This is a genomic window from Paraburkholderia phymatum STM815 (genome assembly GCF_000020045.1).
GTDB classification, from domain to species: Bacteria; Pseudomonadota; Gammaproteobacteria; order Burkholderiales; family Burkholderiaceae; genus Paraburkholderia; species Paraburkholderia phymatum.
In genome coordinates this window covers 213,632-237,886 of record NC_010625.1, presented here as the reverse complement: position 1 = coordinate 237,886, position 24,255 = coordinate 213,632, and the positions used below count along the sequence as shown (strand labels likewise).

17 protein-coding genes are annotated in these 24,255 nt (G+C 62.9%); 6 read left to right on the top strand and 11 right to left on the bottom strand.

The genetic code is table 11. The features are described from left to right. The first annotated feature begins 60 nt into the window (after positions 1–60). The 6 genes from BPHY_RS28690 (at position 61) to BPHY_RS28670 (ending at position 11,914) form a co-directional block, all read left to right on the top strand. Entirely contained in the window at positions 61–8,409 is an 8,349-nt protein-coding gene (locus tag BPHY_RS28690; RefSeq protein ID WP_012404962.1) for a hemagglutinin repeat-containing protein, read from the top strand. Between the two features lie 324 nt (positions 8,410–8,733). Beyond that, positions 8,734–9,138, top strand: coding sequence for a hypothetical protein (locus tag BPHY_RS28685; RefSeq protein ID WP_157686834.1), 405 nt, complete (start codon positions 8,734–8,736; stop codon positions 9,136–9,138). 64 nt (positions 9,139–9,202) lie between these two features. Next, positions 9,203–9,409 (top strand): CDI system lipoprotein BcpO, encoded by a 207-nt coding sequence (gene bcpO / locus BPHY_RS39940; protein WP_012404961.1) that lies wholly within the window; start codon positions 9,203–9,205, stop codon positions 9,407–9,409. A 32-nt stretch (positions 9,410–9,441) separates the two neighbouring features. Beyond that, positions 9,442–9,795, top strand: a complete 354-nt coding sequence (locus BPHY_RS28680; RefSeq protein WP_041765601.1) for a hypothetical protein — start codon at positions 9,442–9,444, stop codon at positions 9,793–9,795. Positions 9,796–9,871: 76 nt separating this feature from the next. Further along, positions 9,872–11,656: a ShlB/FhaC/HecB family hemolysin secretion/activation protein gene (locus BPHY_RS28675; RefSeq protein ID WP_012404959.1), complete on the top strand. Its 1,785-nt coding sequence runs from the start codon at positions 9,872–9,874 to the stop codon at positions 11,654–11,656. Between the two features lie 6 nt (positions 11,657–11,662). Continuing rightward, positions 11,663–11,914 carry a hypothetical protein gene (locus BPHY_RS28670; RefSeq protein WP_012404958.1) on the top strand — a complete coding sequence of 84 codons (252 nt, stop codon included), beginning with the start codon at positions 11,663–11,665 and terminating at the stop codon, positions 11,912–11,914. Between the two features lie 28 nt (positions 11,915–11,942). Here BPHY_RS28670 and BPHY_RS42005 read toward each other — a convergent pair whose 3' ends face one another. From BPHY_RS42005 to BPHY_RS28620, 11 genes are all read right to left on the bottom strand, one after another. After that, positions 11,943–12,143 (bottom strand): hypothetical protein, encoded by a 201-nt coding sequence (locus tag BPHY_RS42005; protein ID WP_157686832.1) that lies wholly within the window; start codon positions 12,141–12,143, stop codon positions 11,943–11,945. Between the two features lie 392 nt (positions 12,144–12,535). Continuing rightward, on the bottom strand, positions 12,536–13,978 hold the full coding sequence (locus tag BPHY_RS28665; RefSeq protein ID WP_012404957.1) for an alginate export family protein: 1,443 nt from the start codon (positions 13,976–13,978) through the stop codon (positions 12,536–12,538). A gap of 26 nt (positions 13,979–14,004) precedes the next feature. Continuing rightward, positions 14,005–14,940: a hypothetical protein gene (locus BPHY_RS28660; protein WP_012404956.1), complete on the bottom strand. Its 936-nt coding sequence runs from the start codon at positions 14,938–14,940 to the stop codon at positions 14,005–14,007. A gap of 54 nt (positions 14,941–14,994) precedes the next feature. Continuing rightward, entirely contained in the window at positions 14,995–15,738 is a 744-nt protein-coding gene (locus BPHY_RS28655) for a YoaK family protein (RefSeq protein WP_012404955.1), read from the bottom strand. Next, positions 15,720–15,956: a DUF1427 family protein gene (locus BPHY_RS28650; RefSeq protein ID WP_012404954.1), complete on the bottom strand. Its 237-nt coding sequence runs from the start codon at positions 15,954–15,956 to the stop codon at positions 15,720–15,722. Before BPHY_RS28650 ends, BPHY_RS28655 begins: the two co-directional genes overlap by 19 nt. A 104-nt stretch (positions 15,957–16,060) precedes the next feature. Beyond that, positions 16,061–16,723, bottom strand: coding sequence for an HD domain-containing protein (locus BPHY_RS28645; RefSeq protein ID WP_012404953.1), 663 nt, complete (start codon positions 16,721–16,723; stop codon positions 16,061–16,063). Then, positions 16,717–17,130, bottom strand: a complete 414-nt coding sequence (locus tag BPHY_RS28640; protein WP_012404952.1) for a DoxX family protein — start codon at positions 17,128–17,130, stop codon at positions 16,717–16,719. The genes BPHY_RS28645 and BPHY_RS28640 overlap by 7 nt, the downstream gene beginning before the upstream one ends. Before the next feature lie 14 nt (positions 17,131–17,144). After that, a complete protein-coding gene (locus tag BPHY_RS28635; protein WP_012404951.1) occupies positions 17,145–19,025 on the bottom strand; it encodes an amidohydrolase in 1,881 nt (626 codons plus the stop codon). Positions 19,026–19,137: 112 nt separating this feature from the next. After that, complete coding sequence (locus tag BPHY_RS28630) at positions 19,138–19,773, bottom strand: hydrolase (RefSeq protein ID WP_012404950.1); 636 nt, start codon at positions 19,771–19,773, stop codon at positions 19,138–19,140. 256 nt (positions 19,774–20,029) lie between these two features. Then, on the bottom strand, positions 20,030–22,819 hold the full coding sequence (locus tag BPHY_RS28625; protein WP_041765597.1) for a winged helix-turn-helix domain-containing protein: 2,790 nt from the start codon (positions 22,817–22,819) through the stop codon (positions 20,030–20,032). 255 nt (positions 22,820–23,074) lie between these two features. Beyond that, on the bottom strand, positions 23,075–24,067 hold the full coding sequence (locus BPHY_RS28620; RefSeq protein ID WP_012404948.1) for an alpha/beta fold hydrolase: 993 nt from the start codon (positions 24,065–24,067) through the stop codon (positions 23,075–23,077). Between the last annotated feature and the right edge of the window lie 188 nt (positions 24,068–24,255).

Genomic DNA, 24,255 nt, shown 5'->3' with positions numbered 1-24,255 from the left:
GAAATAGCGCGCGCCTTCGTCTAGGTTTACCGCTTCATTAATAAGCAAGACGAATAAAAAATGAACAGGACGACTTACCGGCTTGTATTCAGCCGGCTTCGCGGGATGCTCGTGGCCGTCGAGGAAACCGCCACCGCTACGGGCAAGTCTGCCGGCGAGACCCGCGCAACGGGCCGCGCGTCAAGGAAGGTAACACGTTCGCCGCTTCGCAATCTGGTTGCGCTGATGCTGGCTGTCGCGCCCCTGCTGGCGTTCGCGCAGATCGTACCGGGCGGCGCGCACGCACCGGGCGTCATCACGACGCAAAATGGCATCCCGCAGGTCAACATCAACAAGCCTTCCGCGGGCGCTGGTGTTTCGGTCAACACGTACAACCAGTTCGACGTTTCAAACCGGGGTGCCATTCTCAATAACTCGCCGACGATTGCGAACACGCAATTGGCGGGCTATATCAATGGCAATCCGAACTTCGGCCCGAACGATTCGGCGAAGATCATTGTCAATCAGGTCAACAGCAGTTCGCCGTCCCTGTTGCGGGGTTATCTTGAGGTCGCAGGCCCCAGTGCACAGGTCGTCGTGGCAAACCCGAGCGGCCTGTACCTGGATGGCGCCGGCTTCATCAATACGTCGCGTGCGACCCTGACAACCGGCACACCGAACTTCGCGCCGGATGGCTCTGTGTCGGGATGCAACGTAACGGGCGGCAACATCACCGTGCAGGGCGCGGGCTTCAATGCGTCGAATATTGATCAGGTAGACCTGCTGGCGCGTACGCTCCAGGTCAATGCCGCAATCTACGCGAAAAACCTGAACGTCGTGACGGGCGCGAATGCCATCGATTACGGCACGCTCGCTGCGACACCGATTGCAGGCAGCGGCCCCGCGCCGGGCGTGTCCATCGACGTGAGCAATCTCGGTGGCATGTACGCGAATCGCATCGTTCTGGTCGGCACGGAGAACGGTGTCGGGGTGTCGAGCAAGGGCGTGCTCGCGGCGCAGGCGGGCGACATGATCCTGACGACGCAGGGCAAGCTCGTCCTCGCCGGACAGACGAACGCGAGCGGCAACATCACGGCGAGCGCGCGCGACGGCATCGATAACAGCGGCACGACCTACGCGCAGCAAGGCGTCAGCGCAAACACGTCGGGCGCGCTCACCAACAGCGGTACGCTGGCCGCGCAGCAGAACATGTCCGTCACTGCCGGCAGCGTTGCATCGACGGGGACGCTCGGCGCAGGCGTGAACAGCGACGGCACGATTGCGAACTCGGGAGAACTGTCCGTTGCCGCAACGGGCGCAGTCGCTGCGACGGGCCGCAACGCGGCGGGCGATAGTGCGAATATCAGCGGCGCATCGCTGAATCTTGCAGGCAGCAGCACATCAGCGAATGGCGCACTGACGCTCACCGCGTCCAATGGCAACCTCAATCTCGCAGGCGCAACGACGACGGCACGCACAACGCTCAATGCCAGCACCACCGGCACACTGACGACCGACAACGGCGCGTTGTCGTCGGGCGGTGCGCAGGCGATCACAGCTGGCGCCCTGTCGAATAACAGCGGCCAGATGGTGTCCGGGGCCACGCAGACGGCAACGGTCACGGGCGCGGTCTCGAACCAGAGCGGCACGATGCAGGCCAACGGTGCGCTGTCCTTGCAGGCGGGCTCCGCCGACAACACGGGCGGTCACATCGCATCGCTCAATGCCGACGGCCTGAATCTCACCGTGAGCGGCCTGCTGAAGAACGGCGCGGGCGGCAGCATCGGCGGGAACGGCAACGTGACCATCCGGGCGGGACAGGTCGCAAACGCCGGTTCGATCACTGCCGTCCAGAACCTGATCGCGTCGGCCGTGCAGACGTTGTTCAGCAGCGGCACGCTCGCGGCGAACGGCAATGCAACACTTTCGGCTGGCACGTCGCTGACGAACTCGGGCAGCATCACAGCCGCGAGCGCGGCATCGATCACGGCATCGACGTTCGACAACAGCAGCGGCACGACCGGCGCCAACCAGATCACGCTGAATGCCACCGATTTGCTGAACCACGCCGGCACGATTACGCAGTACGGCTCATCAGCGATGGGCTTCAATGTCAGCGGCACGTTCGACAATTCGAGCGGCGGCACACTCCAGACCAACAGCACCGACCTCACGCTCGCACCCGGCGCACTCGACAACGACGGGGGCAAGATTCTCCACGCCGGGACGGGCACCTTGACCATCGCGCCGGGCAACGGCGCGGGCGCTTTGTCGAACGCGGGCGGCCAGATCATCAGCGCCGGCCAGATCGCGGCGCGGGCTGGCAGCCTGAACAACACTGGCGGCGTGCTTGCCGCACAGAGCAATATTGCCGCAACCGTCTCTGGCGACGTGAACAACGCACAGGGCGCAGTCCGCTCGCTGTCATCCTTGACGCTTACAAGCGGCGGCACGCTGACGAACACGAACGGACAGATCCAGTCCGGTACAGGCGCAACGGACGACACCAGCACGTTGAGCATTCAGGCCGCGTCTGTCGACAACACGAACGGCCTGACGGGCAATCTCGGCACGGGCGGCACGACCATCCACGGCAGCAGCCAGATCGTGAACACGGGCGGCGTGATGACGGGTAACGGCAACGTGGCCGTCGACACGTCGGCGCTCGGGAATACGCATTACGGCCAGATCAGCGGCGCAAACGTCGCGGTGCAAGCCGACACCGTCGACAATAGCAACGGCCAGATTGGCAACCTGACGGGCTCGAACGGCGACGTCACGATTGCCGCGACGGGCGCGCTCACGAACACCAGCGGGCAGATCGGCGCGACACACAACCTGTCCGTCAACGCCGCAGGGCTCACGGGCGGCGGCGCCTACAGCGCAGCGAATGACGTCGCGATCAACGTCCAGGGCAACTTTGCACCGACGCCCGATTTCCAGTTCAACGCCGGTCACGACCTCGCCTTTACCCTGCCCGGCGCGTTCACCAACGCCGCGAGCCTGCAATCGGTCAACAACCTGAGCGTCGATGCGGGTGACATCGCCAACAGCGGCGTTCTGATGGCGGGTGGCACGCTCATCACGCACTCGGCCACGCTGGAGAATACGGGCGCGATGGTGGGCGGCAGCGTCTCGCTCAATGCCACGCAAAGCCTGTCGAACGTGGGGCCGACCGCGCTCATCGGCGCGACGGACAGCAGCGGCACGCTTGAACTGCTCGCGCCCGACATCGAGAACCGCGACGACACGACCATGACCGACACGCAGGCGACGACTGCGATCTACGGTCTGGACAAGGTCGTGCTGGCGGGCGGCAAGGATGCGAGCGGCAACTACACGAACGCTAACCTGATCCGCAACCAGTCCGCGCTGATCCAGTCGGCGGGCGACATGGCGCTCGACGCCGCCCAGGTGACGAACACCCGCACGACGATGACCACGACCGGCTTTAACCAGCCGGTCGATCCGGCGCTGCTCGCGCAGCTCGGCATCAGCCTTTCCGGCCGAACGGGCCAGGTCGGGATTCAGGACCCCAACAGCATCGGCGGCGTCTTTACCGATCCGCCGCATGGCGGCCAGTGGAACAGCACGTACGAATACACGACCTATACGGGCGTGGCGGTCGCGAACCTGATCGCATCCATCAGCCCGCAGGCGCAGATCATTGCCGGTGGCAACCTGGACGCGTCGAAGGTGGGCCTGTTCCAGAACTACTGGAGTGCAGTCGCGGCGGCAGGCAACATCGCCGCGCCCGTTACGCTCGACCAGAACAGCTGGCAGGGTCAGACAGCGCCGCAGGTCCAGGTGACCTACTCGGGCGAATATCACTACAACAACTACGACAACTCCGAATACAACTGGCAGTTGCCGTTCGGCAATGCCGGGTTTGTCACCAATCATCCGGGCGGCTATACGCAGGCGGCACCCGCCGATATCCGCTATTACGCGCTGCCCAGCTACGAATCGACCTTTGTGGCAGGCGGCACGCTCTCGGGCACGGGCGTCAACATCAGCAACACGGCGGGCAACGCGGGCGTTCCGTCGCTCGGCCTTGTCCCCGGCCAGTCGGCCGGCGGGGTGAATGCCGGCGGAATCAACGGGGGCGCGGGGCTGGTCAATCCCGTCATCGCGAGCGCGACGGCGGTCAATGTCCTCAGCCACCTGACGATTCCGCAGGGCGGCCTGTTCCGGCCGGACACCGCGCCGAACGCGCCGTACCTGATCGAGACGAACCCGGCCTTCACCAGCCAGAAGTCGTTCATCTCCAGCGACTACTATCTGCAGCAGCTTGGCCTGAATCCGCAAACCGTGGAAAAGCGCCTCGGCGAAGGCTTCTACGAGCAGCAGCTGGTGCGCAACCAGATCACGTCGCTGACCGGCAAGGCGGTACTCGGCCCGTACACCGATATCCAGTCGATGTATGAGGCCATGCTGGCGTCGGGTGCGTCGCTCGCGAAGTCCCTTGATCTGCCACTCGGCATGAGCCTGTCGCCGGACCAGGTGGCGGCGCTCACCAGCAACGTCATCATCATGCAGACGGAAGTGGTCGATGGGCAATCCGTGCTGGTGCCCGTCGTCTATCTCGCGAAGGCCAGCCAGCAGGACATGAACGGGCCGCTGATTGCGGCGACCGACATCGACCTGAAGAACGCGCAGACCTTCAGCAATAGCGGCACCGTGCAGGCCAGCAATACGCTGTCGATTCAGGGCCAGCAGATCGACAACGCGTTCGGTGCGCTGCAAAGCGGCGGCCTGATGTCGCTGGGGACGAAGGGCAATGTGGATCTGACCTCGGCGACGGTGAATGCGGGCAGCCTCGCGCTGAACGCGGGCGGCGACCTGCTACTCAATACGGCGGTGAAGACCGTCAACCAGGTCAGCGCGACGGGCGCGACGCGCACCACGACCACACTCGGCCCGGTGGCAAACCTGAACGTGAAAGGTGACGCCGTCATTGTGACGGGCGGCAACGTCGAACAGAACGCGGGCAACCTGAACGTGGGTGGCAACCTCGGCATGGCTGTGGGCGGCAACTACGATATCGGCTCGGTGCAGACGGGCGAGCACAAGGTGGTCGAGCGCGCCAATGGCATTTCGAACACCGATTTCAACCAGACGACGGGCAGTTCGGTGAATGTCGGCGGTGTGTCGCAGATTGGCGTCGGCGGTGACCTGACGGCGACGGGTGCGAACATCGACCTCGGCGGTGGCGGCGTGATCGCGGCGAAGGGCAACGTGACGTTGCAGGCGGCGAAGGCGACCTCGACCGTTGACAGCAATAGTTCGGGCAGCGATCACCACGGCGGCTACTCGGAGTCGTCGCACACGTCCGACGATACGCTCACCGCGACGACGCTGCACAGCGGCGACAGCCTGACGGTTGCGTCCGGCAAGGACCTCAACCTCGTCGGCAGCGCGGTCGAACTCGACAGGGGCAACGCGATGCTGGCGGCGGCGGGCAATGTCAATATCGGTGCGGCGACGGAAACGCACGTCGATAACGGGCAGGAGACGCACAGCCACAGCAATGGGCTGAGCGGCAAGGAGGTGTCGAGTTCACGCGACACGACGACGACGCTCTCACAAGGTAGCCTGATTTCTGCGGATGGCGTATCGATCGCGAGTGGCAAGGACATCAACGTAGCGGGCAGCGACATCGTCGGCACGAATGCGGTATCGCTGAATGCCGCGCGCGATGTGAATATCGCCACATCGCAAGACACCATGCAGTCGTCGGGCAGCTATCAGGAGAAGGATTCGGGCTTGGGAACAAGTGGCCTGAGCGTCACGATCGGCAGCAGGAAAACCGCCACGACCGATTGGGAGTCGAGCGTCAAGAATAACGCCAGCGTAATTGGCTCATCGACCGGTAACGTTTCGATCACGGCTGGACAGGATCTCGGCATCACGGGTAGTGAGGTTGTGGCGGGCGGTAACGTGGCGCTGACCGGCCAGAATGTCGCCGTCAATGCTGCCTACGATACCTATCACGAATCCCAGTCTCAGCAGACCAGCCAGTCGGGGCTGAGCGTGGGGCTGGGTGGCGGCCTCGTGAGCCTCGGGCAGTCGATGGCGAATACGGTTCGCCAGGGTGTGCAGTCTGGCGATTCGCGTCTCGCCGCAGTCCAGGGTGTGGCGGCAGCGGAAATGGCATACCAGAATCGCGGCGCCATCGGCAGCGCCGCCAGTGGCCTGGCGAACGGCGATGGCAGCTCGGCGACGCAAGGTATCCAGCTGCAGATCAGCGTCGGGTCGAGCCACAGTAGCAGCCATTCCAGCACGTCGATTACGAGCGCGAAGGGCTCATCGATTATCGGTAACGGCAACGTGTCGGTGACGGCGACCGGCATACCGGATACAAAGGGCAACGCCCAGGCGGGCACGGGCGACATCACCATGACCGGCGCAACAGTGACCGGGAAAAACGTCACGCTGGACGCGAACAATGCGATCACGCTGCAAAGCGCGCAGAGCACCGAACAGGACAGCAGCCCGAACAGTTCGAGCGGCTGGAATGCGGGTGTGGGAATCGGCGTCGGCAAGAACACTGGAATCAGCATCTTTGCGAACGGATCGAACACGCATGGTCAGGGCAACGGTGACAGCGTCACACAAACGGATACCAGCGTGGCGGCAGGCAAGACGCTGACGATGAAATCCGGCGGCGACACGACACTCGCGGGCGCGCAGGTGTCGGGCAATACGGTGAACGCGGATGTCGGCGGCAATCTGACGATGACCAGTGTTCAGGATACGTCGACCTACTCCGCGAACCAGCATAGCAGCGGAGCCAGCGGCAGTTTTACGTTCGGCTACGGTGGCGGCGTGGATGCCTCGGTCAGTCACACCGGCATCGACAGCAACTATGCATCCGTGAACAGGCAAACGGGCATCGTGGCGGGCACGGGCGGCTTTGACGTGAACGTGGCAGGTCATACGCAGCTTAACGGCGCAAAGATTGCGAGCGCGGCCCCAGCTGAAAACAATAGCCTGACGACAGGAAGCCTTGGCTTTACCAATGTTCAGAACTCGATGTCGTACTCGGGTTCGACGGAAGGTTTCTCGCTGTCGGGCGGCCCGAGCTTTGCACAGACCAGTGACAGCGCAAGCGGCACAACCCGCGCGGCGGTGAGTCCGGGCACGATCACCGTGAAGTCCGACCAGCAGAACGGAACGGACAGCACGGCGGGCCTGTCGCGCGACACGGCCAACGCGAACCAGACCGTGCAGAATACCTTCAACCTGCAACAGGTCCAGAACAACCTCGCTTTTGCACAGGCGTTTGGCAAGACCGCCACCTATGCAGCCGGACAGATTGCGGATCAGCTTGAAAACACCAATCCGGCCTTTGCAGAAGGCGGCGTTGCGCGCGATGCCATGCACGCGGCAGTTGCCGCGATTGGTGCGGCAATGTCGGGTGGCAACATCGCGGGCGCGGTCGGCGGTTCGCTCGCGGGCGATGCGTTGCAGTCGCTGGCGCAGCCGATCATCGACCAGGCAGTAGCCCAAGTGCCGCCCGAAAATCAGGCGGCGTTGCGCAATGCGCTCAACGAAATCGTGGCGACGGCGGGCGGTGCTGCTGGTGGTGCGCTGGGTGGCGGCGGTTCGTCGGGTGCGTTGGCCGGTGCCGGATCAGCGGCGAATAACGAAGTCTTTAACCGCCAATTGGATAAAAGTGAAAAAAACGCGATTGCCAATAAGGCGAACGGTGATCCTGGTGAACAGCAAAAATTGACTGCCGCAGCTTGCTATGTCGTGCAGTGTTGGGCGCAATATCCGCCAAACAGTGCGGCATACCAACAGAACTACGTAAGCGTTGTAGAGGCGGCGGGTCTACAGAATGAAATAGCGTGGGTTCAAAGTCAGCAAAGCCAAGGGTTGTTTAACTACACGCCTATGCAAGGGTTTGTGGACTACGTGCAGGCAAACACGATTGCCCCAGCCAAAGACGTTATGAAGGTTGCAAGCGGTGGCGCGGCGTTTGTTGCTGGTATCGGAATGTGCGGCAGTGCCGCAGGTTGTGTGCTGGGAGCCCCGATGGCGGCACTTGGAGCGAGTGACCTAACGGAAGGTGCGACTGGTCTCTATAACTTCTATCAGGGTAATGGCGCAGCGGGATTTAATCCTGGACAAACTGTACTAAATTATATTTCGCCAAGGTGGGGTAACACGATTTACGACGCCGCCAATCTTGGTGTGAGCATTGGAGGACTTTCTGTGAACGTGCCACTTAATATGGGAACGGCAGACGGACTAGGTCGCCCGCAATCAATTTTTGGCGTCACGGTTTCCGCATACAACAATACGAAATTGTTACCATTGACAGGTGGCGCGCTGCCGGGAGTGAATCAACCATTAATGTTATATGGCGTGGGATCCAAAGGAATAACGGTTTACAACGACAGCACAGGTGCGAGCAAAAAATGATCTCTCAAGAAACCTATCGGATTTTGCGTGCCGGGATCATTGTAGTCTCGTTGACGTTTGGAACCGGAGTTTTTTGGTCTTTCTTGTTCGCTGAAGCGATTCGTTATCTATTTCATCTGAACGAAAATCGCACCTTGATTTTTGCTGGAGGTCCATTCTTTGTAGCTTATTGCATATGGTGCACCAAGCATCTGCCAACGGCGCTGAGAAAAGCAGGATACGTCGAATAGAGGACCACATTCCATATGGCATTGCACGTTCGGCATAAGTAATCTGAAGAGCGAATTCACTCAGTCTTTGTGCAAGTGAGTGGAGGATATAGACATGAAGATTAAGCCGATTAGACTACCGGTGACGGCGATAGCCGCACTTGCTTTTATTGCAATTGCGGTAGATATCTTCAATTCTCCTTTCTACGCCGATAAGGAAGCCTTGCGCTATGTTGTGAGCATCGTTGGCGCTGCGTTCGCCCTGCTCTGTATAGCGGGTGCTGTGTATGTGGTGGGCGCAATGTATTGGTTTCTAAGGATGTTGAACAGTCCAAAAGAGGGGTTGACCATTCTTGATTCGGGTATGTTTAAAGGCAGGGCTGTTTTCTCAAGCGTTTACTTGAGCCCATTGGGCTTAGAAGCTCGCTCTCGTCTTCTTGTCGCATCAAGAAGGTTTCTTGAGTGCTGGTTAGGTGCTGTGTTGCTTGCGGCGATCATGTATTACGTCATTAAAAGGTGAGCACACGTCTACAACCGGCAACTTGAACAGAGCGAAAGGTAGCTCATTCATAGGCCACAAAACGATGCGTAATTTATATGTGTTGGCAGCGTTCGCGCTGCTGGCGGCATGTCAGCACGTGCCGCCCGGCGCACCCCCCATGCCGCCGCCGAAGCCTGAGATGGAGCCCGTGCTACCACCCAATGCCAGCTCGTTCTGGGTCATGGGCTACTGGAAATGGAGCGGCATGGAGTGGGTGTGGATTCCGGGTCATCTTGCGCCCAAGCCATAAAATTTTATTGACGATCAGAATTGAAGATTTTTATGAATAAGACAATATCAATTGTCGTGCTGGTCACAGCATTAACTGGTTGCGCGTTCAGCTCGGGTCAAAGAACGGGCAATATGAAGCTTGAGGATGCGACTCAGGAATCGCTGGTCGATCAGTTCAAGCTAGATGTCGCAACGAGGGACGACGTGGTTAGCCGGTTTGGCCCGCCAGAAAAAAAGATAACTGCTGGGTCGATGGAGGTCTGGACATACTCATATAAATCGAGTGCGTACGTAATAGTTGGGTTTGCATCAGTGCCCACGGGCACAAGCAAGGCTGCAAATTTTTATTTTGACGAGAAGAGCGGAGTATTGAAGAAAATTGAACTTGAGGCGCATCGAGGGTAAGGCGAGCCGCGTTTTTTGTGCCGCGTTGGCTCGGCGAAGGTTCGAATTTTCTCCTTGTAAGTAGAACACCTACCGTATGAAAATCCGAAAGAGGCTGGCGGCCCTGCCGCTCACAGCCCTGGTAACACTCGCGTCTAACGCGCAACAAACGCCGGCGCCCGCAGACGCAGCAGCGGCCGCACGCGCGAACGCCGAACAGAACCAGCAGCTCCAGCAGCAGCGCGACGCGCAGCAACGCGCAAAGACGGTCAACGCGCCGGCAGTACGCTCGACCGTGCCGAAAGACGGGGCATATCCCGACCTTCCCCGCGAGACCCCGTGTTTTCACATCGACACATTCGCGCTCGACGTCCCGGCCACGCTGCGCGACCTCGCGCGCAAGAACGGCGCTTCCAACCTGCCGCTCGATCCTTTCTGGTTCGCGCGCGAATGGCTCGACCACTACCGGGGCGAGTGCATCGGCAAGGCCGGACTCGACGTGCTCACGAAGGGCTTGCAGCAGGTGATCCTTTCACGCGGCTACGTGACCACGCGCGTCCTGCTGCCCGAACAGGACGTATCGACAGGCACACTGAAAGTCGCACTCGTGCCTGGCACCGTGCGGCATCTCCGTTTCGCCGATCCCGACACGCGCGGGACATGGAAGTCCGCATTCCCTGCACGCGACGGCGACCTGCTGAACCTGCGAGACCTTGAACAGGGTCTGGAGCAGATGAAGCGCGTCGCGTCGCAGGACATGGACATGAAGATCGAGCCTGCGGAATCTCCGGGCGAAAGCGATGTGGTAATTGCGGTGAAGCGCGCGAAACCCTGGAGCTTCGTCGCATCGGTGGACAACTCAGGCACGAAGGCGACGGGCAAATGGCAAGGCAACGTGAGCCTCGGCCTCGACAACCCGCTCGGGCTGAACGACATATTGACGGTCGGCGCGTACCAGGACCTGTCATTCGGCAACAAGACACTCGGCTCACACGGCTTCAACGGCTCGTACTCCGTGCCGTGGGGCTACTGGACGGCGACGCTGTCGGGCAACACGAACACCTACTACCAGAACATTGCGGGCGTGAACCAGACTTTCGTATCGAGCGGCAACGCGCAGACGGCCGCGTTCCGTCTCGCGCGCGTGCTCTCGCGTAGCCAGAACGACGTGTTCAGCATGGAGCTGCAACTGTCGAAGCGCTTCGGCGAGAGCTTTATCGAAGGCACGTCGATCCCGATCCAGGACCGCAACAACACGTTCGTCGAGGCGGGGCTGACCGACCGCCACTACTTCGGCGCAGCGCAGTTCGACGGAACACTGGCATACCGGCAAGGCATTCACGGCCTGGGCGCAACGGGCGACCCCGACCCGAGCCTGTACGCATCGACAGACGACGGCAAGCCACTGCCCACCTACCTGTACAGGATGCTCGTGCTCGACGCTAACCTGTCGGTGCCGTTCGCGATTGCGACGCAAAACTTCCGCTACCTGTCGACCGTTCACGGCCAGTTCACGAACGACCGGCTGTTCTACATCGACGATCTGACCATCGGCAGCCGCTACACGGTGCGGGGTTTCGACGGCGAAACGATGCTCGCGGCAGAGAAAGGTTTCTACTGGCGCAATGAACTGCAATGGCCCATCTTTCAGACGGGTCAGACGTTATACGCAGGCATCGACTACGGGCGCGTGTTCGGGCCGAACACGGCGATTCTGGCGGGCACCCAACTCGCGGGCGCGGTGATTGGCATCCGTGGCGGCATTCCGGCGAAGTACGCGGGGTTCTCGTATGACCTGTTCGCTGGAACACCCATCTACAAACCCGCAGGTTTTCCGACCGCGCGCGTCACGGCCGGCGTCCAGGCCACAATGCAGTTCTGACCATCCATGAAAGAGCAATCCCAACCGCCCGTCAATCCCGAGGAAATGCCGGATGCGAAGCCTGGGCGCAATGGCGGCGTCGGCCACCCGTTCATGCTGGGCCGTCAGCGCATCAGGAACAAAGCGCGCAGACTGGGTCGTGAGGTCGTGCACGGACAGATGGAAATGCCGCCAGCCGAGCCTGTCGTGCACCCTGTCACGTCGCCAAGGGCCGAGCCGGTTGTCTCCATACGCAAGCGGCGGCGCATTGAGATGTGATAGCGGGCAGGCGATGCCCGCCCTCGTCTCAGTGCTGCGTCGCCACGCCGTCTGTGGTGAGACTCAGAAGACGTTGATCCGCTTCACTACAAAAAGGTAGCGAGCCAGCGCATGCAATCTCGACGCCTTCTTTCGCGATAGTCGCATTTACCGGGCTGACGTCGGCCATATGTTCGAGTGCTTCCAGCAGACGGGCGCGATCCTCTTCCGACTCGGGGCGCAGGAGCACGGGGATACCTTGACGCAGAACCCGCGCAGCTTTGCATCGGAAATGTAGCGCGCCTTGCCGTCTGCCTTGATGGTCAGCAGGAAATTGCGGTTGATGTCGACTCGTGCCATTTTTAGCCCTCTCCCTGGGTCGTTGATCGACCGTCGCACAGGGCAGCGTAGGACACATGGAGGACACTTTCCGTATGACACTCTATGCAACTCTACGCCACCCTATGCAACGTAAGGGCTTGATCCTTATGGCTTATGAGACGCCAAGCAACTCTATGCAACAGTAAAAATGCCCGGCACAGGGGCAACGCATGAAGCCCGAAGGCAAAACGCGGATGCCAGCAAAAGCAAAAGCAAAAGCAAAAAAACCAAACCCGACACCGCCGCGCCGCAGGCAAAAAATCAAAAACCAAACTTCGCCTCGACCCCAACATAATCGGCATTCTTCGCGCCGAGAGCGCGAACAGAATCCCCGACTTGAAAGTGCACAGCCTCAAGCGCCAGCGCGACATTAGCGCTAACAAGCCAGTCCGCGCGAACCTGCGCATACATCCCCGTCCACCGCGTTCCCTTCCCCGCCGTCCCAGGCACCACAGCCGATCCCTGCCCATAGATCGCATCAGCGGTAGTCGCACGCCACTGGAACCCAAGCGCAGTCAGCAGCGAAACCTTCGGCGTCACCTTGAAGGTAATCGACGGCTTGACGTGAATCAGATTGCTATACCCCGTGTAACCCGCAAGCGTGAAGTAGTAGCCATTCGGAAACAACGGATTGAAGGTTCCAACCCGTCCGTCGCCGGGATGACGATCCCCCGACGCGCCGTCCACCTGCAGCCCGATGCGCGGCGTGCCCGGCATCGACGCCAGCGTGTAGCCGCCCAGCATGCCGAACGCCCAGGCACCGATCGTGTCCTTGCCCACGTGCCCCGTCTGCAGCATCGTTTCTGCATCCCAGTCGAACGGCGCGACCTTGCCCGCGTAACGCACATCGAACACATCGCGATGTTCGGTGCCCGATGCATCGAGAAAGCGCGCGTTGTCGCGGTTGTAGCGCGACCAGTATGCGGACAGATCGCCCGGCCCCGTGTTCGCGCGCTCCACACGCACGCCGCTGAACGTCAGATGGCGGTTGGACACATCGTCGAACGTCGTAGCATCGCGGTACTGCACCGGCTGCGTCATATAGCCGATGAAACGCCATTTGTCGATTTCATAATCGGCCCACAGCGCATCGAACGCCTGACGCACATTCGGGCCATCGCGCACGGAAACGAAGCGCTGCAAGTCGAACGCCATCTCCTGACGGCCGACGCGCGCCTTGAACGTGCCCCCGCCGACGCCATAGACGAACGCAACGAACGCCTGCTCGATATCGAGCGGATTCTTGTCGACAGGCGACACCGAATCCTTGCCGAACGGCCGTGCATCCTCGAGCTGGAAAAACGCCTGCACGTGCTGGCCAACGCGCGCATCGGCATGCACTTCCGCGCGCTGGATCACGTAACTGTCGGGCCGCGCGCTACCAAGCCCGAACAGCGGCGTGTTGTTCAGCTCGAAGCGTTCGCGCAGATTCGCGCCGAGCGACAGATACGTCGACGGATCGCCGCCGAGCGGAATGTACTTGAGCGCGTCGAACGGCTTGCGCGGCACGCACGGCAATGCGAGCACCGACCAGTCCTCCTGCCATCTATTGAACGACAGGCCCGACGGCCGTGTCGCCGTGCAAGCCGGCGCGTCCGCGGCAGCAGCGGAAGCGGACGCCTCGGCGGCGAGCGCGCTCGCGCCCTTCGCCAGGCCGCATATGGCAAGCGCCGCGCAGGCCGCCACGCTCGTCGCGCGGTCCATCGCGCCGTTCCTCGAACGTCGCACCTTCACCTCTTCACTTCGTGAATCTCGGCGACATAGCCGCCGGGGAACTCGACCATCGCGGTGCGCCCTTCGACCGTACGGTTCGCGGCCGACAACACCTTAACGCCAACGCCTTGCGCCTTCGTGAGCGTCGCGTCGAGGTCTGCGACCTGATAGCCCGTCGTCTCGCGGCCGAACGGATACGGCAGCTTGCCGTCCGTCGCGAACACGAGCATGTTGCCGAAACCGGATGCGATGCGTATGCGCCGGATCGTGTCGCCGGGACGGCCGATTTCCGCGCCATCGGCATGACGGTCGTCAGACACGACCTTGCCGTGCGAGAAGCGCACGAAGCGCTTGACGAAGTTGTCGGCCGCTTGCGGCGACACATACACGCGATTGTCCGGCACCGTTTCGAGCGGGCCGTACGATGGCGCCTTCGTGTGCCAGTACAGCTGCATATACAGACCGCCCGGCCACTGGATGACGGCGTCCTTGCCGATCGGGTCGTCGAAAGTGTCGACGATCACGTCCGCGCCCGCCGCGCGCGCGGCGCGCACGGCCTTGTCGATGTCCGTGACGAGATAGCCTGTGCGTTCGCTGCCGAACGGATACGGAACGGGCGTCTGGAACGCGAACACCGACAGCATGCCCACAGGCGTCTGCACGTATTGCGACGCCGTCTTGCTCGGCGTCGGCGTGACCGTGAACACGGCGCGCTGCGATGCCTTACCGCCGAACGTTGCTACGAAGCTGTCGACGAACGCGTCGATGTCCTGGCTCGGCACGTACACGTGCGTCGTGTCGTACTGCGGTCCGACGGACACAACGGGCGAACTCTTGCCCCCATTCTGATGGTCGGCTTCGGCAAACGCGGGCGCGCCCGCCAGCGTCACGCCGAGCGCCGCGATCGACACGACCACGGCACGCAACAATCGATACATCTTGACGGTACTCATGAAAACACTCCTTGCTGGTAATAGATGCGGTGCGATGGGATTCTCGACGGGCGCTCAGGAGGAACGCGCGCCCGTGTTTCCCGACAGCACCGCGAGCACGCATAGCGCGGCGAGCGGCAGAAGCAGCGCCCAGAACGACGCGAGCAGATAGCCTGCTGCGCCCGCACCCGCGCCGACCGCGAAGCCGGCGACAGGCGGCAGCGTGCGCACGAGGCGCGTGCGCGCCGCATGTCGAGTCTTCGCGTCGCCGGGTGAGAACAGCAGATCGAACGCATCGATCACGGCCTGCGTGACGTTGCCCGTCATCACTGTGTTCGCGACGACGGAGCGCGCAGTCAGGCGGCCATGCGCGTTCTGCACACCCATCGCCGCCGCGCCGAGCAGGCCGCAGGCGATCGTCATCGGCGCGTCGGCGTCGGCAATCGGGGCAGCCAGCACGCCCGCCACCATGAAGCCCGCGAGCAACACGGCCTGCATCGCGTACAGCGCGCAGGCCCGTGTTCCATGTCCTCGCGCGAGCAGACGGTTGTCGAGCACGCGCGCGAGCACGATCCCCGCGACGAACGCGGGAAACGCCAGCCACTTGATCAGCAGCCCCTTCCCCGCACCCGCGAGGCCCGAGCCGATCAGGATGAAGTTGCCTGTCACGTGCGCGGTGAACAGGCCGAACAGCGCGACGAAGCCCAGCGTGTCGACATAGCCCGCGATCGTCGCGAGCCATGCATCCTCGCCCATCACGTGATCGGGCTGCCCCGCTGCCTGCGCCTGCGCGCCCGCGCTTACTTGTCCTTGCTGCATGACGAAGCCGGCGTGGTCGTGGTAACGGACGGCGCGCTTTGCGTCTGCGCGTCGGGCGTGCGGATCTGCGCCTGCACGAAGGGAATCGCATGCTCCCCTATCACGATGCCGAGCAGGCCCGCCAGCGCGATCAGCGGCGGCGCGGGCGACTGCACGCGCACAAGGTAATACAGCAGGCCGACCACGAGGCCCGCGCCCAATGAAATCAGATATGACATGGCTCACTCCTCGCGCGCCGCATCGATCCGGCGTGCGCGCTTTGCTTCGGTTTTGATGGCTTCGCTGTTCGTTCCTTTGCTTGCCCGATATCGACCACGCCGCGCTAATCGTTCCACGGCGAGCCGAGAATCAGTCCGCAAAAGTTCGTTCGGCAGAAGTTGGGATCGACGCGTTCCAGCACATCGGCGCTGACCGTGCCGAACGTCGACATGGGGCGATGCCCGACGCCCCGCCCGATCGCTTCGATCATGCGTTCCTTGAAGCGGATGCCGCGCGGCCACGCGGCCAGGATCTGGTCGCGCTCCGCTTGCGTCCACGTATCGAGGTTGGCGGCGAAGAGATCCGCGCGCACGCCAGACGACAGCAGGCGCGTCAGTGGCGACATGTGCGCGGGCAATCCGGGCGTCGTATGCAGCGCGATCGCGCACCATACGTCGTCTAGCACGCTGGCCGACGCGCCGTAACGCTGCATGAATGCGCGCGCCGCGTCCGCGCCGTCGATCTCGTAGCGCAGATTCGAATGCGCGTACGCCGCGCTCAAGCCCATGTTCGTGTACATGGCCGCCACATACAGCGTGTCGGGTTCGCACGCGACGCGTTCCTGGCGCGCCGCCAGCGCCGCGAATACGAACACGCGCGACGCATGAGCCGTCACGACAGCGGGTAACGACGCGTGCGCGGCTTGCGCTGCCGCGATCGCCAGCGGCGTCTGCGGAATCCCGACGCCCGCCACTTCGACGAGACGTACCGCGTGCACGTTCAGCATGACCGTCCCCGCTCCCCAGATGCATGCCGCCACGGCGCGATGCGGTAACGCCCCGCACCGCCGATCGCGAGCGTGCCGAACATGATGAGCAGCATCCACGCGAATTGGCCCTGATCCAGCGTCCATTCGCGATGCACGAGGCCCAGCGCGATGACGCTGACGAGCATGACCGGCAACGCCGCGAGCCGCGTCGCAATGCCCGCGATCATCAACAGCGGACAGACCACCTCAGCGAAGATCGCAAACGCGAGCGTCAGCGTCTTGCCGAGATGCAACGGGTCTTCGATCGCACCGAGCTGGCTCGTGTAATGGAGCGCCTTCGGCAGTCCGTGCACGAGCAGCACCAGCACGCTTGCAGTGACGCGCAGAAACAGCAGCGCAGCGTCGGGGGCGGAAAAGCGGTTCATCGCGTGCAGGCGCCTCAGAAAGCGAAGCAGCTGCAACCGAGCGCGCCCCAGAACGAGTTGGCGTCGCTTGCAGGCACGTCGCTGCGCCATGCCCACGCATGCGCGTGGCGATGCACGCCGCACAGATTCACGCACGCATCGTTGCACGATTGCGCGAGCGGCGCGGCAACGGGACGGTAACGCGCATAGCCGCCGAATTCCACAACGGGCGACCACGTCGGGCTGACGGGCAATGCAGGCGGCGCGAAGGTTTCGAACTCGTCGGCGGCATACACGACGCGGCCGTTCACCACCGTCAGCACCGACGTCAAATGCTTGATCGCGTCTTCGTCGACCGTGAAGAAGTCGTCGGACAGCACGGCGAAATCGGCAAGTTGCCCCGGCACCAGTGCGCCCTTGCGCGTGTCGTCGTTCGAAAACCAGGCGCTGCCGACGGTATAGCGGCGCAGCGCTTCCATGCGATCGAGGCGGTCCTGCGCGGCGTACATCGGCGTGCCGCCCACGGTGCGCCCCGACACCAGCCAGTACAGCGACACGAACGGATTGAAGCTCGCCACGCGCGTCGCGTCCGTGCCCGCACCGACGGGCAGTCCGGCCGCAAGCATCTGCCGCACGGGCGGCGTGCGCGCTGCAGCCTCCGCGCCATAGCGTGCGATGAAGTATTCGCCCTGATACGCCATCCGGTGCTGAACCGCGATGCCGCCTCCGAGTGCGGCAATGCGCTCGATATTGCGTTGCGAAATGGTTTCGCAATGGTCGAAGAACCAGCGCAGCCCGTTGAACGGCGTGTCGATGTTGACGCGCTCGAACACGTTAAGAAAGCGTTCGATGGATTCGTCGTACGTCGCATGCAGCCGGAATGGCCAGCGGTTTTGCACGAGCAGCCGCACGACGGCTTCCAGTTCGCTTTCCATCGCGTCCGGCAGATCGGGGCGCGGTTCAAGGAAATCTTCGAAGTCCGCTGCTGAGAACACGAGCATTTCGCCCGCGCCGTTCACCTTGAGAAAGTCGTCGCCGTCACCCGGCTTCGTGACCTTGACCCACTTCGCGAAGTCTTCGATTTCCTTCTTCGCGTTCTGCGTGAACAGGTTGTATGCGATGCGCACCGTCAGCTCGTTGCGCTTCGCGAGTTCCATGATGACTGCGTAGTCGTCGGGGTAGGCCTGATAGCCGCCGCCCGCATCGATCGCGCTCGTCACGCCGAGTCGATTGAGTTCGCGCATGAACTGACGCGACGAATTCATCTGGTCTTCGAGCGGCAGCTTCGGTCCTTTGGCCAGCGTCGCGTACAGCAGGCCCGCATTCGGGCGCGCGATCAGCATGCCCGTCGGATTGCCACGGCGGTCGCGCTGGATTTCGCCACCCGGCGGATTCGGCGTGTCGCGGTCGTAACCGACGGCACGCAGCGCTGCTGCGTTCAGCAGCGCGCTATCGTAAAGATGCAGGATGAAGACGGGCGTGTCTGGCGCGATCGCGTTGATCTCTTCGAGCGTCGGGCCGCGTTTCTCCGCAAACTGGAATTCGTTCCATCCGCCGACCACGCGCACCCATTGCGGCGCAGGCGTGCGCGCGACCTGCGCGCGCAACATCTCGAGCGCATCGTGCAGCGACGGCACGCCGTCCCAGCGCAGTTCGAGATTGAAGTTGAGGCCGCCGCGAATCACGTGAAGATGCGAGTCGTTAAGGCCGGGAATGACCGTGCGGCCCTTCAGGTCGATGCGGCGCGTGGCATCGTTCGCCCATTGCATCATGTCATGATCGTTGCCGCTCGCGACGATCTCGCCTTTCGACACGGCGAGCGCCGTCACGAACGAGCGCTTGTCGTCCTGCGTCGCTATCTTGCCGTTGTAGATCACCAGGTCCGCAATGCGGCCGGGCTGAATGGGTGCGGTCATCGTCGCTCTCCGTCAAACGTGGTCAGGCTGGGGTCAAACGTTTCCCGACGCGCGGCGCAACAAGCGCCGCGCGTGAGGCACTACGGGACGTGCTACAGGCAATCAGCCGCGATCAGCCCGCCTCGCTCGCGTGCTCGCCGAGGATCTGCTTCGCGTAGCGCACACCGATGCCATATGCGCTGTGCGCCTTGAAGATGTCCATGCAGCCTTCGTACGTTTCGCTGCGGGCCCAGTCGCGCTGCAGTTCGCACATGAACTGCAGCGAGTTCATCGGCACGGCGCCCGCCTGCACGATGCGTTGCACCGCGCGCTCGTGCGCTTCTTCCGTGATGTCGCCGCATGCGTCCGTCGGCACGTAGATTTCGAAGCCTTCCTTCAGCATCTGGATGGTCGGGAACGTCACACACACTTCCGTCCACAGGCCGGCGATCACAATCTTCTTGCGGCCCGTGGCCAGGATCGCTTCGCGGAAGCCCTTGTCTTCCCACGAGTTCATCGACGTACGGTCGATCGGCTTGAGTTCCGGGAACACCGACTGCACTTCGGGCAGCAGATGACCGCTGAATGAATCGGCGGCAATCGTCGTCAGAACGGTCGGCACCTTGAAGAGCTTTGCGCTCTTCGCGAGGATCTGAACGTTGTGCAGAACATTGGTACGCTCGTGCGAGTGCGTGCCGAAGAACATCTGCGGCTGATGGTCGATAAGCGCGAGGGCGCACGTGTCGGGCGTCAACAGTTCATAGGCCATGAGTAGCTCCAGTTCGCAAAGATGCGAGAGACCCGCACGGTTGCCTTTCAGCAACCGCGCTAGCGTCCGGTTAGTAATCGGATAAGTCGTCGCTGCATCGCGATGCGGATGCGAGCGGCTTCGTCGCGCGGCTCAGGCACGAGTTTCACAATGCCGCGTGGGCACTACGACCTGGGAGAAGATTAGTGACGGCCGGACTTAAAGTCCTGATGACGGCCTTAATCGTTATTAAAGGCGCTTTATTAAGCCTGTGTCGTCAGGCGCGATACTGAACAGAGACGACCTGCAGCGCTGTCCGCGGGTTCGACGCGTTGCGCGTCGTTGCGCGCCCGGCGGCATGGCGCTGCCCGCATTCGAGCGCGGCCGAGAACCAGCGTTGCGCCTCATCGTGACGACCGAGCACACGCAGCACGTCGCCCTTGATGCGGCACAGTTCGGCGTTGTACCAGCGCTCGCCGTTCTCGTCGGCATGATGCAGCGCCTGTTCGATCGTATCGAGTGCCTCTCTTGCGCGCCCTTCGTTCGTCATCGCGACGGCCAGCTGGCCCAGCAACGGCGAAAGCTGCGCGAGGAAGCCCGTGGCGCGCAGCGTATCGATCGATACGGAAAGCCGCTCGACGGCGGCCGCTCCCGTTTCCATCAGTGTCATGAGCCATGCTTCATAGCACGCGCAGCACGCGCTCCAGATCGTGAAGCCGAAACGCGTGGACAGTTCATGCAGCACGTCGATGCCATGCCGCGCCGCCGCGCGATCGTTGTTCAGCAGCGCAATCGGCACCAGCGCTTCGACGAGCACATAGCAGGTGACCATTTCATGGTCGTACTCGATGGCCGAATCGAAGCAGCGCGCGGCGAGATCGTAGGCATCGTCGCGTTGCCCCTGCACCCAAAGCACGCGCGCAAGCGTCGCGCGCGCGACGATGCCGTGATCGACGCGGAAACCCGTCGTGTGCCAGCGGGTCAGCGGCCTCGCTTCGTAGGCAGCGATCATCCGTTCGAGCAGTTCGCGGGCGCGGCATTGGTCGCCCGTATAGTGCAGCGCGATTCCCTCGACACGATCCGCGAGCACGGCGAGCGTCGCATGGCTGGCGCTGCGCGCGAGATCGCCGAAACGGCGCGCGAGCATCAGCGCATCGCGCGCGCGCCCGCCGTATTGATGCCAGTTCCACACGCCCCAGCGCGCACGCGATGCGTAGTCGGGCTGACCGGCCCGCACCGCGTCGTTCAGCACGAGCGTCCAGGCTTCGCGCGTCTGCGCCAGCGGCCCTTCTACATAGACGAGCGCGGCCGCAAGCGCCGACACGAGCCGCAGGCGCGTCTCCACGCCGACGCCCGCATCGTCCCCCTGCTCCGAAATGAGCCGCAACGCGGCCCGCGCGCGACTGCAACACTCGTCGACGAGCGAGAGGTCATAGAGATAAGGCACGGTGACGGCGGCAAGCGCGATCCCCGTCATATGATCGCCGCGTTCGCCGAGCGTCCAGTCGAGCGCCGTGCGTACGTTGCCAAGCTCACGTGCGAACTCGCCGAGCCATTCCGAGACGGGCCGCTCAGCCCAGCGCTTCTGCGCCGTTTCGAGCAGTTCGAGAAACAGCGTCGCGTGCGCGGCGGCTGCACACGTGCGTTCGCCGTTGTCGTCGAGTTGCTGCTGCGCATACGCACGTGTCGTTTCGAGCAAGCGATAACGATAGGACGAGCCCTCGAACTCCGTCGTCAGCAGCGAACGCGATACGAGGCCGCTCACGGCATCGAGCGCTTCCATGCGTGTGAGACCGGCGTGCCCGGCTATCGCGCATGCCGCGTCGAGTGTGAAGCCGTTGACGAACGTGCCAAGCCAGCGCAACAGCTTCTGCTCGTTCTGGCCGAGCAGCCGGTAGCTCCAGTCGAGCGTCGCCTTGAGCGTCTGATGGCGCGGCAACGCCGTGCGCCGCCCGCCCGTGAGAATGCGGAAGCGGTCGTCGATATGTTCGGCCAGCAGGCCGATGCCGAGCACAGCGGCGCGCGACGCGGCCAGTTCTAGCGCGAGCGGAATGCCGTCGAGGCGGCGGCATACTTCGCCCGTCAGGCGAATACTGGTGTCGTCGCGCGAAAACTGCGCACCGACCGCCTGCGCACGCGCAAGGAAGAAGCGCACCGCGTCCGTGCGCAGCACATCGGTGTCGGGGTCGTTCGCTGTCGGCACGGAAAGCGGCGGCACCTGATACACGATCTCGTCACGTACGCGCAGCGCCTCGCGGCTCGTCGCCAGCACGCGCATGCGGCTGCCCGCGCCCGTCAGCGCCTCGGCCATTGCGGCGACGATCTCCAGTACCTGCTCGCAGTTGTCGAGCACTACCAGCGCCTCGCGCTCGCGCCATTCCGCGGCCATCTGCGCGAGCGCCGCGCGGCTCGCCGACAAACGGCTGCGCATTGCGAAGGCGAGTGCATCGAGCGCCGACTGCGCGTCATACACGGCAGCGAGCGGCACGAACACCACGCCATCGGCGAAATCCTGCTGAACAGCATGGGCGACTTCCACCGCAAGGCGCGTCTTGCCGATGCCGCCCGTGCCCACGAGCGTCACGGCCTGATGTGCACGCAACGCGCGCTTCACGCCATCGAGCGCCGCCTCGCGGCCGATCAGCTCCGGCACGCGTGCGGGCAGCGGCCGGCGCGCGGGCCGGGCTGCCTCGCTGACGGCGGGCAGGCTCATGCCCGTAGCCTCCCGTTCGCTTGCGGCATCTCGCGTGGGCGCCGCATGGGCGCCGAGTTCCGCCTGCATGATCAGGCGGTAGCCGCGTCCCGGCACGGTGGCGATCCGTTCGCGCTCGTCGCCGAACGCACGGCGCAGCGCGGAGATATGAACCTGCAGATTGTTCTTCTCAACGACCGTCGTCGGCCACACGGCACGCATGATCTCGTCTTTCGATACCAGATCGCCACGGGCGGCGATCAGCAACGCGAGAATATCGAATGCACGGCTGCCGATCGGCACCTTCCGCCCATCGAGACGCACGTCGCGATGATCAAGTGAAACCTCGATTTGACCGATCCTGATCGTCGTCATCTGATGGGGTGAAGTTGAAGACTGTGAAGCGCGCAACGGCCGTTGCGCCAGGTTGCGAGGCCCACACCATGCGATGCCCGCTCGACGCGGGCCGACAAGCGCGACAGCCATGCGGGTTCGAGCATATGAGACCGACCGCCATCGCGGGGCGCGAAACAGTGTACAACGAACAAAAGCCGCCCTGCATCGCGCACGGGCGGCTTTCTACTGCATGCATTGCGGCTGCGCCGGGGCGCGCGGCCATGCGCCGGAGGGTCAGGCCTTCAGGAATGACAGAAGATCTGCGTTGACCTGCTCGACATGCGTGCTGCACATGCCGTGCGGCGCGCCTGCATAGACCTTCAGCGTTGCGTTCTTCACGAGCTTCGAGGCGAGCTTCGCCGAAGCGTCGATGGGCACGATCTGGTCGTCGTCGCCGTGCAGGAACAGCGTCGGCACGTCGATCTTCTTCAGATCGTCCGTATAGTCGACTTCGGAGAACTGCTTGATGCACTCGTACTGGCCTTTGATCGAGCCTTCCATGCCCTGACGCCAGAAGTCCTGGATCAGCCCTTGCGAAACCTTGGCGTTCGATCGGTTGAAGCCGTAGAACGGCGTCGCGAGATCGAGGTAGAACTGCGAGCGATTGACGGCGACGCCTGTCCGGATACCATCGAATACGGACATCGGCAGACCGCCCGGATTGACCTGCGTCTTCAGCATCAACGGCGGCACTGCGCCGATCAGCACGGCCTTCGAAACGCGCTTCGAACCATGACGGCCAATGTAGTGCGCGACTTCGCCGCCGCCTGTCGAATGACCGACCAGCATCGCGTTCTTCACGTCCAGTGCGTCGAGCACGGCGGCCAGATCGTCCGCGTAGGTGTCCATGTCGTTGCCGCCCGACGACTGCCCCGAACGGCCATGTCCGCGACGATCGTGCGCGATCACGCGGTAGCCCTGATTCACGAGGAACAGCATCTGCGGATCCCACGCATCGGCGCACAGCGGCCAGCCGTGCGAGAAGACGACGGGCGTGCCCGTGCCCCAGTCCTTGAAGAAAATCTCCGTACCATCCTTCGCCTTCACGAAGTTGCCACCTTGCTGGTGCAAGCGCTGCGTGTGACCGCCCGCTGCGCCGTTGGCCGTCCCCGCTGCATTAGCTGCCAGGCTGGACATGGCCGCCACGGCCCCCGCCATCGTCGCCCCGGCCGACAGCAGCCGACGCCGGGATTCCGATGGTGCTGCCGTGTAGTTCTGCGTGCTCATTTGTTGTTCTCCGTCGTTGCATCGCATCGCGCAGGCTTGCGCGGCGACGATCTGTTGTCGATGACAGGACACCGCCGGTATGCCGGCTGTATCACGAGTGACGGAGCTTAGCGATGTGCAAGGCCAAAGTCCTTGCGTGGGGCTTAAACGTCCTGAAAGGCACACGTGCCGTGCGCCGGACGCAATTG

What these genes read in the sequence shown, in the direction of transcription:
- BPHY_RS28685 (WP_157686834.1), top strand. Translation starts at nt 8,734, where the DNA reads ATGAAGATTAAGCCGATTAGACTACCGGTGACGGCGATAGCCGCACTT.
- BPHY_RS28690 (WP_012404962.1), top strand. Translation starts at nt 61, where the DNA reads ATGAACAGGACGACTTACCGGCTTGTATTCAGCCGGCTTCGCGGGATG.
- BPHY_RS28630 (WP_012404950.1), bottom strand. Translation starts at nt 19,773, where the DNA reads ATGGCCTATGAACTGTTGACGCCCGACACGTGCGCCCTCGCGCTTATC.
- BPHY_RS28635 (WP_012404951.1), bottom strand. Translation starts at nt 19,025, where the DNA reads ATGACCGCACCCATTCAGCCCGGCCGCATTGCGGACCTGGTGATCTAC.
- BPHY_RS28675 (WP_012404959.1), top strand. Translation starts at nt 9,872, where the DNA reads ATGAAAATCCGAAAGAGGCTGGCGGCCCTGCCGCTCACAGCCCTGGTA.
- BPHY_RS28645 (WP_012404953.1), bottom strand. Translation starts at nt 16,723, where the DNA reads ATGCTGAACGTGCACGCGGTACGTCTCGTCGAAGTGGCGGGCGTCGGG.
- BPHY_RS28665 (WP_012404957.1), bottom strand. Translation starts at nt 13,978, where the DNA reads ATGGACCGCGCGACGAGCGTGGCGGCCTGCGCGGCGCTTGCCATATGC.
- BPHY_RS28625 (WP_041765597.1), bottom strand. Translation starts at nt 22,819, where the DNA reads ATGACGACGATCAGGATCGGTCAAATCGAGGTTTCACTTGATCATCGC.
- bcpO (WP_012404961.1), top strand. Translation starts at nt 9,203, where the DNA reads ATGCGTAATTTATATGTGTTGGCAGCGTTCGCGCTGCTGGCGGCATGT.
- BPHY_RS28680 (WP_041765601.1), top strand. Translation starts at nt 9,442, where the DNA reads ATGAATAAGACAATATCAATTGTCGTGCTGGTCACAGCATTAACTGGT.
- BPHY_RS28640 (WP_012404952.1), bottom strand. Translation starts at nt 17,130, where the DNA reads ATGAACCGCTTTTCCGCCCCCGACGCTGCGCTGCTGTTTCTGCGCGTC.
- BPHY_RS28620 (WP_012404948.1), bottom strand. Translation starts at nt 24,067, where the DNA reads ATGAGCACGCAGAACTACACGGCAGCACCATCGGAATCCCGGCGTCGG.
- BPHY_RS28655 (WP_012404955.1), bottom strand. Translation starts at nt 15,738, where the DNA reads ATGCAGCAAGGACAAGTAAGCGCGGGCGCGCAGGCGCAGGCAGCGGGG.
- BPHY_RS28670 (WP_012404958.1), top strand. Translation starts at nt 11,663, where the DNA reads ATGAAAGAGCAATCCCAACCGCCCGTCAATCCCGAGGAAATGCCGGAT.
- BPHY_RS28650 (WP_012404954.1), bottom strand. Translation starts at nt 15,956, where the DNA reads ATGTCATATCTGATTTCATTGGGCGCGGGCCTCGTGGTCGGCCTGCTG.
- BPHY_RS28660 (WP_012404956.1), bottom strand. Translation starts at nt 14,940, where the DNA reads ATGAGTACCGTCAAGATGTATCGATTGTTGCGTGCCGTGGTCGTGTCG.